The organism is Streptococcus oralis (assembly GCF_001075675.1).
In the GTDB taxonomy this organism is placed as follows: Bacteria; Bacillota; Bacilli; order Lactobacillales; family Streptococcaceae; genus Streptococcus; species Streptococcus oralis_V.
In genome coordinates this window covers 16894-28955 of record NZ_JUNW01000036.1, presented here as the reverse complement: position 1 = coordinate 28955, position 12062 = coordinate 16894, and the positions used below count along the sequence as shown (strand labels likewise).

Genomic DNA, 12062 nt, shown 5'->3' with positions numbered 1-12062 from the left:
GGTGATAGACCCTAATCTTCCCTTGCTCGGTTCCAACTGAGTGAGGGATTTTGTTTTTAGATAATTCTTATTTTTAAAAATATTGAAAACATTCAATGATTAATTTTAGATACTTTTTTCAGAGTCTTAATCATGGTATACTAGGTCAGTATTTTAGAAATATGAAGGAGATTTTTATGGTTAAAAAAGGTGCCCTAACAGGCTTGCTCCTGTTCGGAATATTTTTTGGTGCGGGGAACTTGATTTTTCCGCCTTCTCTAGGTGCCCTATCTGGAGAACAGTTTCTTCCTGCCATCGCAGGTTTTGTATTTTCGGGTGTCGGGATTGCAGTCCTAACGCTCATCATCGGAACGCTTAATCCTAAAGGATACATTTATGAGATTTCTAAGAAAATCTCACCTTGGTTTGCGACTCTTTATCTTGCAGTCCTCTATCTATCGATTGGTCCCTTCTTTGCCATTCCGCGTACAGCCACAACAGCTTATGAAGTTGGGATTAGCCCTCTCTTGTCTGAAGCAAATAAAGGCCTAGGATTGATTGTCTTTACTGTGTTGTATTTTGCAGCAGCCTATCTGATTTCACTCAATCCATCAAAGATTTTGGATCGAATCGGACGTATCTTGACGCCAGTCTTTGCTTTGTTGATCGTTATCTTGGTTGTACTAGGTGCCTTTAAATATGGTGGAAGCAGTCCCCAAGCGGCTTCAGATGCTTATCAAGCGTCTGCCTTTGGTACAGGTTTCCTAGAGGGGTATAACACCTTGGATGCCCTAGCCTCAGTGGCTTTTAGTGTGATTGCTGTTCAAACCTTGAAACAACTTGGATTTTCAAGTAAGAAAGAGTACATCTCAACTATTTGGGTGGTTGGTATCGTTGTAGCTCTTGCCTTTAGCGCTCTTTACATTGGTTTAGGATTCCTTGGAAATCATTTCCCAGTACCGGCAGAAGCCATGAAGGGTGGAACTCCTGGTGTCTATATCTTGTCACAAGCAACCCAGGAAATCTTTGGTTCAACGGCTCAGCTCTTCCTTGCTGTCATGGTAACTGTAACTTGCTTCACAACGACAGTTGGATTGATTGTGTCGACAGCAGAGTTCTTTAACGGACGTTTCCCTCAAATCAGCTACAAGGTCTATGCCACTGCCTTTACCTTGATTGGATTTGCTATTGCAAACCTCGGTCTGGATGCGATCATCAAGTACTCAATTCCAGTATTGGTAATCTTGTATCCAATCACTATTGCTATTGTGATGATTGTGATTGTTAATAAGTTTGTACCCCTATCAAAACCGGGCATGCAGTTAACTATTGGGCTTGTTACAGCTATTGCTCTTGCAAGCGTCCTTGGAAGTTCCTTTAAGATTGAGTTTCTAGAAAATATGATTAATGCCCTTCCGTTTGCGTCAGCCTCTCTTCCATGGCTAGTGCCAGCTATTATCGGAATCTTGCTTTCATTGGTCCTACCAAACAAACAAGAGAGTGACGTTTTTGAGATGGAATAAAAAAATTCTTGGTCATCGACCAAGAATTTTTTGTATGAGCACGATTCATTAGTTGGTTTGTTCAGTATAACCAGCTTCTTTAAGCATTTTTTTCGAGGCAGCAAAGCTTATACGGTTTCCGATACCATAATATTCATTCGGCATTGCTTTTTTCAGTTTGTCAAGACTTGCGACAGACATGTCAACCTCGATGTTTTGGATAACTTTTTCGTCTTGGATTTCAACTTTTTGTGTAACCCCTTTGACCCCTTCATAACCTTTATAAGTATCGTCAACAATTTCCTTAATACCTTCCGCGGTATTATTAAGTTTTTCAGGATCAAGTACATTATGAACAGTTTGTTTTACAACGTCATCTCCCTTCACAGTATAAGTCAAGGTAGAATGAATCCCAGGTTTGCTATTGTGGACAAATGTGTGAGTTTCTGTTTCATCTTTCTTTTCAGATGATTGTTGACTGCTTTGTTTGCTCTCGCTTGACTGAGTTGTTGTGTCTTCTTTGGTACTGCTGCTAGCAGGTGTTGATGCTTGTTTGGAACATCCAAGTAGGAGGACAAGTGAAGCCACTAGGGCTAGTGAAGTTTTAACAAGAGTTTTCATAGAATTTCCTTTCATAATCAAAGTATTTTGTATTATAACATGATTCTACTACAAAATCAACTAGACCTCCCCTCTCATCTGACTTGACATGACAATGAACAGAAACTAGTCTGACGATTAAAGTTTTGTCTCTATCTGTTTCAAATATCTTTTATCGTATGGCTTTATAAGGGTGTGAAGTTTCAAATGCACTTTTTATGGGATGGGGAGGAATCTATTGAACTCATCGGTTAGGGATGTAATAAAATACCCCAAGAGTTAGAGTTGTGTCTAACTTTTGGGGTGGACCTATACTAGTCTATTTGGAATTTTAGGAGATTAGTTCGCCTTTTCAGTGAATCCCAGTGTCTCTAGTCCATTTTTAGTGATTGAGAAACTGACACGATTTCCAACACCAGGATATTCTTCAGGGAGTGCTTTTCTAAGTTCGTCAAGGCTTGCAGTTGAGAAATCAACTTCGACATCTTGAACAACTTTTCCATCTTTGATTTCAATGGTTTGTTTAACACCTTTTAGCCCGTAATAACCTTTATAGGTATCCTCGAGTGTACTCTTGATCTCTTCTGGAGTTGCACCAAGGATTTCAGGATCAGCAACATTTTGAGCGGTTTGTTTGATAACATTGTCCCCCTCTACAGTATAAACCAAGGTAGAAGTGATTCCAGAATTATTTTTGTTTACAAAGGTATGTGTTTTAGTTGTTTCTTTCTTTTCAGATGATTGTTCAGTGCTTTGTTTAGTCTCGCTTGACTGAGTTGTTGTGTCTTCTTTGGTACTGCTGCTAGCAGTTGTTGATGCTTGTTTGGAACATCCGAGCAGGAGGACAAGTGAAGCCACAAGGGCTAGCGATACTTTAAAGTATGATTTCATATTTTTTACTTTCCTTTCATAATCAAAGTATTTGTATTATAACATGGATCTATAGTGAAATCAACTAGAAGGATAAGACCCTTTTCCAAAGGGATTCAGCTAGAAAAGTGATATAATGGTAGGAAGAGGTGAAGAAATGAATCAAACTGTAAACTATATCAAAGAATTAACCGCTATTGCATCTCCAACGGGCTTTACTCGTGAGATTTCAGACTACCTAGTCCATACTTTAGAAGAACTTGGTTACCAGCCTGTTCGTACAGCCAAGGGCGGTGTCAATGTGACCATTAAAGGTCAAAATGATGAACAACATCGCTATGTAACTGCCCATGTGGATACACTCGGAGCCATTGTACGTGCTGTCAAACCTGACGGACGTCTCAAATTGGACCGTATCGGTGGTTTTCCTTGGAACATGATTGAGGGAGAAAACTGTACCGTTCATGTGGCTAGTACAGGTAAAACGGTATCTGGAACTATCCTCATCCACCAGACATCTTGCCATGTCTACAAAGATGCAGGAACTGCAGAACGTACGCAGGACAATATGGAAGTGCGTTTGGATGCAAAAGTGACCAATGAAAAAGAAACCCACGCCTTGGGCATCGAGGTCGGTGATTTTATCAGCTTTGACCCGCGAACTATCGTGACAGAGACTGGTTTTATCAAGTCACGTCACTTGGATGACAAAGTCAGCGCAGCGATTTTGCTCAATCTTCTTCGTGTTTATAAGGAAGAGGGGATTGCACTGCCAGTAACAACTCATTTTGCCTTTTCAGTCTTTGAAGAGGTGGGCCATGGTGCAAACTCCAATATTCCAGCTCAGGTAGTGGAATATCTAGCTGTGGATATGGGAGCTATGGGCGATGACCAGCAGACGGATGAGTATACAGTGTCTATCTGTGTCAAGGACGCTTCAGGTCCCTATCACTATGACTTTCGTCAACACTTGGTAGCTTTGGCGAAGGAGCAAGATATTCCATTTAAGCTCGACATCTATCCATTTTACGGATCGGACGCTTCGGCAGCTATGTCAGCAGGAGCAGAGGTCAAACACGCCCTCCTTGGAGCTGGTATTGAATCCAGTCACTCTTACGAACGAACACACATTGATTCGGTCGTGGCGACTGAGCGTATGGTTGATGCTTATCTCAAGAGTGCATTGGTAGACTAATATGTGCTTGATTTGTCAAAGAATTGAATGGATCAAGGCAGGGGAAAATCCCTACTTTGTAAAAGAACTAGAAACAGGCTATGTTGTCATTGGAAACCACCAATACTTTAAGGGCTATACCTTATTTCTAGCAAAAGAGCATGTCACAGAACTCCACCATATGGAGACTTCTGTAAAACTTCGTTTTCTTGAGGAAATGAGTTTGGTCCAAGAAGCTGTTGCCAAAACGTTTAAAGCTGAAAAGATGAATATTGAACTCCTAGGAAATGGAGATGCCCACGCTCACTGGCACCTCTTTCCAAGACGATCAGGTGATATGAGGGGTCATGGATTGAATGGCCGTGGGCCAGTCTGGTGGGTGCCTTGGGAAGAAATGGCGGCAGAAGATTGCCAAGTGAAATCCCATGAGTTGGAACAAATGATTAAAGCCTTATCCGATGAATTAGAGAAGCACTTGGTATAAGAGAGGAAGAAAAAATGAAAAAAAGATACATCGTTTTATCTGGTTTGCTGGCAGTAACCCTAGCAGCATGTTCTCAAGAAAAACCTAAAAATGAAGAAAACACTCAAAAAACGGAACAAACTAGTCAACCTGAAGGAACTGTAGGAAGCAAATCCCAAGCCTCTAGTCAGAAGAAGGCAGAAGTTGTCAATAAGGGAGACTACTATAGTATTCAAGGGAAGTACGATGAAATCGTCATAGCTAATAAGCATTATCCTTTGTCAAAAGACTATAATCCAGGAGAAAATCCAACAGCTAAAGCAGAATTGCTGAAGCTCATTGCAGCAATGCAAGCAGCTGGCTACCCAATCAGCGATCACTACAGTGGTTTTAGAAGTTATGAAACTCAAACCAAACTTTATCAAGACTATGTGAATCAAGATGGTAAGGAAGCTGCTGATCGCTACTCAGCTCGCCCAGGTTATAGTGAACACCAAACAGGTCTTGCATTTGACCTTATTGGGACAGATGGAGATTTAGTTACTGAAGAAAAGGCGGCCCAGTGGCTCTTGGATCATGCGGCTGACTATGGCTTTGTTGTTCGCTATCTCAAAGGCAAGGAAAAAGAGACTGGCTACATGGCGGAAGAATGGCATCTTCGCTACGTCGGAAAAGAAGCCAAAGAAATTGCTGCAAGTGGTCTCAGTTTGGAAGAGTACTATGGCTTTGAAGGCGGAGATTACGTCGATTAAAAAAGTAATTTTCCTCTTGCATTTTTAGATAAATAGTGTATAATGGAAAGGTATGTGTAAAGCATACTTGTGGGAGGTAAAAATCTTTAATTACCGCCAAAACCACAAAGGAGGATTTAAAAATGGCTAAAAAAGTCGAAAAACTTGTAAAATTGCAAATCCCTGCTGGTAAAGCTACACCAGCTCCACCAGTTGGACCTGCTCTTGGTCAAGCTGGTATCAACATCATGGGATTCACAAAAGAGTTCAACGCTCGTACAGCTGACCAAGCTGGTATGATCATTCCAGTTGTTATCTCAGTATACGAAGATAAATCATTTACTTTCGTAACAAAAACACCACCAGCTGCTGTTCTTTTGAAAAAAGCTGCAGGTGTTGAAAAAGGATCAGGTACACCTAACAAAACTAAAGTTGCTACAGTTACTCGTGCACAAGTACAAGAAATTGCAGAAACTAAGATGCCAGATTTGAACGCAGCAAACATTGAGTCTGCAATGCGTATGATCGAAGGTACTGCTCGTTCTATGGGATTCACTGTTGTTGACTAATCAATAACATCCCCAATATAACCCGCAAGACTTCATCATTTCGAGAAGTGACGTGGGAGATGAAAATCGATTGAACCACTTACAAGGAGAATAGAAAATGGCTAAAAAAAGCAAACAACTTCGTGCTGCTCTTGAAAAAATCGACAGCACAAAAGCATACAGTGTAGAAGAAGCTGTAGCACTTGCAAAAGAAACTAACTTTGCAAAATTTGACGCAACTGTAGAAGTTGCTTACAACTTGAACATCGACGTTAAAAAAGCTGACCAACAAATCCGTGGCGCAATGGTATTGCCAAACGGTACTGGTAAAACTTCACGCGTTCTTGTTTTCGCACGTGGTGCAAAAGCTGAAGAAGCAAAAGCTGCTGGTGCAGATTTTGTTGGTGAAGATGACCTTGTTGCAAAAATCAACGATGGTTGGTTGGACTTCGACGTAGTTATCGCTACACCTGACATGATGGCTCTTGTTGGACGTCTTGGACGTGTCCTTGGACCACGTAACTTGATGCCAAACCCTAAAACTGGTACTGTAACAATGGATGTTGCTAAAGCAGTTGAAGAGTCTAAAGGTGGTAAAATCACTTACCGTGCTGACCGTGCAGGTAACGTTCAAGCAATCATCGGTAAAGTATCATTTGAAGCTGAAAAATTGGTTGAAAACTTTAAAGCTTTCAACGAAACAATCCAAAAAGCAAAACCAGCTACAGCTAAAGGAACTTACGTAACAAACTTGACAATCACAACTACTCAAGGTGTTGGTATCAAGGTTGACGTAAACTCACTTTAATTAACAGATTTTTAAAAACGAGTACGAATGTACTCGTTTTTTAGGTACAAAGGGCATTCCGTTCATCTGAGGTGTAAGTCCTCTGTGGGTACCATATACTAGTAAACCCAAAAGTGATTCCCAAGCCTGACTATTGTGAGTAGCTGATCGAACGGCATTGGGATAGACTGTTTAAGTCTGACGTTGGAAACAAGAATTGGCAGAGAAAGAGATAGAGAAATCTTGGCTATACGAATAGGTACGTGATAGTAAAGCGCATATAGCGGATAAGGAGGCCAGCAACTCTAAAGTACAAATATGTAGTCGTAACCTATATGTGTAAACTACGTGGGCAATTGAATTCGAACTAGAGAGGTGATTAATAGATTTATGCTATAGTCATGGCAGCTTGTATGCTTTTGATTCTAGTTTATCAAATAATAGATTAGAATTGTCAGATAATATATTTTTATGTTATAATGAAGAAAAAATAGAGGTGTTCAAATGTCAGAAGCAGGTCATAAGTTTTTAGCAAAACTGGGGAAAAAACGCTTACGTCCAGGTGGAAAACGTGCTACAGATTGGTTAATTGCGGAAGGAGGATTTTCAAAAGAAAAGAGAATACTAGAAGTTGCGTGCAATAGGGGAACTACAGCAATTGAGTTGGCACAGCGTTTTGGTTGTAAGATAACTGCTGTTGATATGGATGAACAAGCCTTAGAAGTGGCTAAAAAATCTGCTGAAACGGCAGGTGTTGCTCATTTGATCAGATTTGAAAGAGCAAATGCAATGAAACTTCCTTATGGAGATGCTAGTTTTGATATTGTTATAAATGAAGCTATGCTGACTATGCAAGCCGATCAAGCTAAGAAAAAATGTGTAATGGAGTATCTAAGGGTTTTAAAACCTGAAGGTCTTCTTTTGACACATGATGTGCTTCTTAAGGAAGCTAAAGAGTCTGTCAGACAGGAATTGTCACAAGCAATTCATGTAAATGTAGGTCCTTTAACTCAAGATGGTTGGGAACAGGTGATGATAGAATCAGGTTATCGTGATGTGAAAATATTGACTGGTGAAATGACATTAATGAAATTATCAGGTATGATTTATGACGAAGGTTGGCTAGGAACTTTGAAAATTTGCGTAAATGCTTGTAAAAAGGAGAATAGAAAGCAGTTTTTAACTATGTATAAAATGTTTGCTAAGAATAAACAGAAATTGGGCTTTATTGCTATGGCTAGTTATAAATCGTCAAATCGTTAGATAATTATTGAAGTTAACTTTTCCTTTTTTCTTTCTTAAAAAATATGCTATAATAGAGAGTAAAAAACTTTGAAAGAAAGAAAAAGATGAATTTAAAAGATTATATCGCAACGATTGAAAATTATCCTAAGGAAGGTATTACCTTCCGTGATATCAGCCCTTTGATGGCAGATGGAAATGCTTATAGCTACGCTGTTCGTGAAATTGTTCAGTATGCAACAGACAAGAAGATCGACATGATTGTGGGTCCAGAGGCTCGTGGATTTATTGTTGGCTGCCCAGTTGCTTTTGAGCTGGGAATTGGATTTGCTCCTGTTCGTAAACCAGGGAAATTGCCACGTGAAGTCATTTCTGCTGACTATGAGAAAGAGTATGGTATTGATACCTTGACCATGCATGCTGATGCGATTAAGCCAGGCCAACGTGTTCTCATCGTAGATGATCTCTTGGCAACAGGTGGAACTGTCAAGGCAACCATTGAGATGATTGAAAGACTTGGTGGAGTTGTAGCCGGTTGTGCTTTCTTGATTGAGTTGGATGAGCTTAAAGGCCGTGAAAAAATCGGAGATTACGATTACAAGGTACTTATGCATTATTAATGAAAAACAGTCCTTGGGGCTGTTTTCTCTTCATCTGCTATATAAATTAACTATAGCTAGTTAGAGAAAAACTATAATTGAAAACTATATCTTCATACAGTATAATAAAGGGAAGAAGTATTTGGAGGTTTTTGCTTTCAAACAGACAAGATCATTCCCGAAATAGAGAACTGTTAGGAGGGTATTATGCCGATTCGAATTGATAAAAAATTACCAGCTGTGGAGATTTTAAGGACAGAAAATATCTTTGTTATGGACGACCAACGGGCTGCTCATCAGGATATTCGCCCCTTGAAGATTTTGATTTTAAATCTCATGCCTCAAAAGATGGTAACAGAAACGCAACTCTTACGGCATTTGGCCAATACCCCTTTGCAATTAGATATTGATTTCTTATATATGGAAACACATCGTTCCAAGACAACCCGGGCTGAACATATGGAAACCTTCTATAAGACTTTTCCAGAGGTCAAGGATGACTTTTTTGATGGAATGATTATCACAGGAGCACCAGTGGAGCATTTGCCTTTTGAAGAGGTGGACTACTGGGAGGAATTCAAGCAGGTCATCGAATGGTCCAAGACGCATGTTTTTTCAACCCTCCATATCTGTTGGGGAGCACAAGCAGGTCTTTATGTTCGCTATGGCGTTGAAAAACACCAGATGGATCGGAAACTATCAGGTATTTACCCACAGGACACCTTGAAAGAAGGGCACCTTCTTTTTAGAGGTTTTGATGATCGCTATGTAGCTCCTCATTCTCGTCATACTGAGATTTTAAAAGAAGAAATCTTAAATAAGACCAATCTGGAGATCCTGTCAGAAGGTCCTGAGGTTGGGGTTTCTATCCTAGCTAGTCGAGATTTGCGTGAAATTTATAGTTTTGGTCATTTGGAGTACGATCGTGACACTTTGGCAAGAGAGTATTTTCGTGATTATGAGGCGGGACTCGACCCTCATATACCAGAGAACTACTTTAAAAATGATGATGTAAATGAGACGCCTTGTCTCTGTTGGTCTTCATCAGCTGCCCTCTTTTTCAGCAATTGGGTAAACTATGCAGTTTATCAAGAAACCCCTTTTGACTGGAGAAAGGTAGAGGATGATGCGGCTGCATTTGGATATCTATAAGAGGAATTATGACATATTTTGACGCTTTTAAATCAGGGAACTTGGTTTTGCCAAGTGCCCTGCTCTTGCATTTTAAGGAACTCTTTCCTTCCAGCGAAGATTTTCTGGTCTGGCAATTTTTCTATTTACAAAATACCACAGCCTTAGGAGATGTTTCACCTAGCCAAATAGCTGAAATCATTGGGAAAGAGGTTGCAGATGTCAACCAATCTATTTCGAATTTGACTGAAAATGGGTTACTACAATATCGAACCATTGAACTAAATGGTGAAATTGAGCTCATCTTTGATGCTAGTTTGGCTTTTGAACGCTTAGATAACTTACTAGATAGCCAAACTCCAGCTACAGCTGCCCCAAATCCGCAGAATCAGTTGAAGGATCTGGTTGAAACTTTTCAGCAGGAATTGGGACGCTTATTAACACCATTTGAAATCGAAGATCTTTCTAAGACTGTCAAAGAAGACGGAGTTAAGGCGGATTTGATCAAGGAAGCTCTCCGAGAGGCCGTTCTCAATGGCAAGCCAAACTGGAAATATATTCAGGCAATCCTACGAAACTGGCGCCATGAAGGTATTCAGTCTGTGGCTCAGGTAGAGGCCAAACGAGCAGAGCGAGAAGCGAATAATCCCAAACAAGTTCAGGCTTCTGCTGATTTCCTCGATGCCATGAATTTGTGGCAAGATTAGTCGCTTGAAAAATCTTGAAAATTAGAGTAAGGTTTGCAAGCTCCTTATAAATATGATAGAATAATAGTGAATAAAATGAAAAAAGAGGTATGTGAAATGTCACGTAAACCATTTATCGCTGGTAACTGGAAAATGAACAAAAATCCAGAAGAAGCAAAAGCATTCGTTGAAGCCGTTGCATCAAAACTTCCTTCATCAGACCTTGTTGAAGCAGGTATCGCAGCTCCTGCAGTTGATTTGACAGCTGTTCTTGCTGCTGCTAAAGGTTCAAACCTTAAAGTTGCTGCTCAAAACTGCTACTTTGAAAATGCAGGTGCTTTCACTGGTGAAACTAGCCCACAAGTTTTGAAAGAAATCGGTACTGACTACGTTGTTATCGGTCACTCAGAACGTCGTGACTACTTCCATGAAACTGACGAAGATATCAATAAAAAAGCAAAAGCAATCTTTGCGAACGGCATGCTTCCAATCATCTGTTGTGGTGAGTCACTTGAAACTTACGAAGCTGGTAAAGCTGCTGAATTCGTAGGTGCTCAAGTATCTGCTGCATTGGCTGGATTGACAGCTGAACAAGTTGCTGCATCAGTTATCGCTTATGAGCCAATCTGGGCTATCGGTACTGGTAAATCAGCTTCACAAGACGATGCACAAAAAATGTGTAAAGTTGTTCGTGACGTTGTAGCTGCAGACTTCGGTCAAGAAGTTGCGGACAAAGTTCGTGTTCAATACGGTGGTTCTGTTAAACCTGAAAACGTTGCTTCATACATGGCTTGCCCAGACGTTGACGGTGCCCTTGTTGGTGGTGCGTCACTTGAAGCTGAAAGCTTCTTGGCATTGCTTGATTTTGTAAAATAATCTCAGTTATTCCAGACAGTCTGCTAAGACTGTCTTTTTTTTTAAAGACTGTATATTTTTCTTAAATTATCAGTCAATTACAACTTTTTTAATATGGGTTAATTTTCTTGCTTTTGTCTACTAGGAGTAGTATACTGAGATAGTAATCAATAAATATGGTTGCAAAAATAATATTATGAGGTGATCAATATGGTTGAATTGAAAAAAGAAGCAGTAAAAGACGTAACAACATTATCTAAAACAGCGCCAGTAGCATTGGCAAAAACAAAGGAAGTATTGAACCAAGCAGTAGCAGACTTGTATGTGGCTCACATTGCCCTTCACCAAGTTCACTGGTATATGCGTGGTCGTGGTTTCCTCGTATGGCATCCAAAAATGGATGAATACATGGACAGCCTTGATGGCTATCTTGACGAAATCAGTGAACGTTTGATCACCCTTGGTGGCAAACCTTACTCAACTTTGACAGAATTCCTTCAACACAGTGAAATCGAAGAAGAAGAAGGAGAATTCCGTAACGTTGAAGAAAGCTTGGAACGTGTTCTAGCGATTTATCGCTACCTTATCGCTCTTTTCCAAAAAGCTTTGGATGTGACTGATGAAGAAGGCGATGATGTTACAAACGATATCTTTGTTGGTGCTAAGGCTGAACTTGAGAAAACAGTTTGGATGCTTGCAGCAGAACTTGGACAAGCTCCTGGTTTGTAAAATATAGTTGCTACCCCTTTTATCATGAGGTACCTGATAAGTGCCCATGACCAATCATCTTTTAAAAGTCATGTAACTGTAAACAGTTGCATGATTTTTTTGTTTGCTGGACTTAGGACACATTGTCAAAAGTAGGATTTTACGGTATAATAGTTGCTGTTCAATA

General features: G+C 40.1%; 14 protein-coding genes. 12 read left to right on the top strand and 2 right to left on the bottom strand.

The annotated features are described in order from the left end of the window. Nucleotides 1–176 precede the first annotated feature (176 nt). Nucleotides 177–1502, top strand: coding sequence for a branched-chain amino acid transport system II carrier protein (brnQ, locus tag ADM50_RS05550; protein WP_049484787.1), 1326 nt, complete (start codon nucleotides 177–179; stop codon nucleotides 1500–1502). A gap of 48 nt (nucleotides 1503–1550) precedes the next feature. Here brnQ and ADM50_RS05545 read toward each other — a convergent pair whose 3' ends face one another. Together ADM50_RS05545 and ADM50_RS05540 are read right to left on the bottom strand one after the other, a co-directional pair. Continuing rightward, on the bottom strand, nucleotides 1551–2102 hold the full coding sequence (locus tag ADM50_RS05545) for a DUF1307 domain-containing protein (RefSeq protein ID WP_049484786.1): 552 nt from the start codon (nucleotides 2100–2102) through the stop codon (nucleotides 1551–1553). A gap of 318 nt (nucleotides 2103–2420) precedes the next feature. Beyond that, nucleotides 2421–2972 carry a DUF1307 domain-containing protein gene (locus tag ADM50_RS05540; RefSeq protein WP_049484785.1) on the bottom strand — a complete coding sequence of 184 codons (552 nt, stop codon included), beginning with the start codon at nucleotides 2970–2972 and terminating at the stop codon, nucleotides 2421–2423. Between the two features lie 136 nt (nucleotides 2973–3108). On the opposite strand from ADM50_RS05540, the gene ADM50_RS05535 reads away from it, so the two are divergent. The 11 genes from ADM50_RS05535 to ADM50_RS05485 all read left to right on the top strand — a co-directional run bounded on the left by ADM50_RS05535 (nucleotide 3109) and on the right by ADM50_RS05485 (nucleotide 11896). Further along, nucleotides 3109–4146 (top strand): M42 family metallopeptidase, encoded by a 1038-nt coding sequence (locus tag ADM50_RS05535; RefSeq protein WP_049484784.1) that lies wholly within the window; start codon nucleotides 3109–3111, stop codon nucleotides 4144–4146. 1 nt (nucleotide 4147) lies between these two features. Then, complete coding sequence (locus ADM50_RS05530; RefSeq protein ID WP_049484783.1) at nucleotides 4148–4609, top strand: HIT family protein; 462 nt, start codon at nucleotides 4148–4150, stop codon at nucleotides 4607–4609. 14 nt (nucleotides 4610–4623) lie between these two features. Then, nucleotides 4624–5340, top strand: a complete 717-nt coding sequence (ldcB, locus tag ADM50_RS05525) for an LD-carboxypeptidase LdcB/DacB (protein WP_044021158.1) — start codon at nucleotides 4624–4626, stop codon at nucleotides 5338–5340. A 122-nt stretch (nucleotides 5341–5462) separates the two neighbouring features. After that, nucleotides 5463–5888, top strand: a complete 426-nt coding sequence (gene rplK / locus ADM50_RS05520; RefSeq protein ID WP_001085808.1) for a 50S ribosomal protein L11 — start codon at nucleotides 5463–5465, stop codon at nucleotides 5886–5888. A 97-nt stretch (nucleotides 5889–5985) separates the two neighbouring features. Further along, nucleotides 5986–6675, top strand: a complete 690-nt coding sequence (gene rplA / locus ADM50_RS05515; RefSeq protein ID WP_001085675.1) for a 50S ribosomal protein L1 — start codon at nucleotides 5986–5988, stop codon at nucleotides 6673–6675. Nucleotides 6676–7158: 483 nt separating this feature from the next. Then, a complete protein-coding gene (locus ADM50_RS05510; RefSeq protein WP_049484782.1) occupies nucleotides 7159–7917 on the top strand; it encodes a class I SAM-dependent methyltransferase in 759 nt (252 codons plus the stop codon). 86 nt (nucleotides 7918–8003) lie between these two features. After that, a complete protein-coding gene (locus tag ADM50_RS05505; RefSeq protein WP_001049316.1) occupies nucleotides 8004–8516 on the top strand; it encodes an adenine phosphoribosyltransferase in 513 nt (170 codons plus the stop codon). 186 nt (nucleotides 8517–8702) lie between these two features. Further along, a complete protein-coding gene (gene metA, locus ADM50_RS05500) occupies nucleotides 8703–9647 on the top strand; it encodes a homoserine O-acetyltransferase MetA (RefSeq protein WP_001122729.1) in 945 nt (314 codons plus the stop codon). 8 nt (nucleotides 9648–9655) lie between these two features. Continuing rightward, nucleotides 9656–10333, top strand: a complete 678-nt coding sequence (locus ADM50_RS05495; protein ID WP_049484781.1) for a DnaD domain-containing protein — start codon at nucleotides 9656–9658, stop codon at nucleotides 10331–10333. A 96-nt stretch (nucleotides 10334–10429) separates the two neighbouring features. Beyond that, nucleotides 10430–11188: a triose-phosphate isomerase gene (gene tpiA / locus ADM50_RS05490; RefSeq protein ID WP_000087899.1), complete on the top strand. Its 759-nt coding sequence runs from the start codon at nucleotides 10430–10432 to the stop codon at nucleotides 11186–11188. A gap of 189 nt (nucleotides 11189–11377) precedes the next feature. Then, nucleotides 11378–11896, top strand: a complete 519-nt coding sequence (locus ADM50_RS05485; RefSeq protein WP_000229890.1) for a Dps family protein — start codon at nucleotides 11378–11380, stop codon at nucleotides 11894–11896. Nucleotides 11897–12062: the final 166 nt, after the last annotated feature.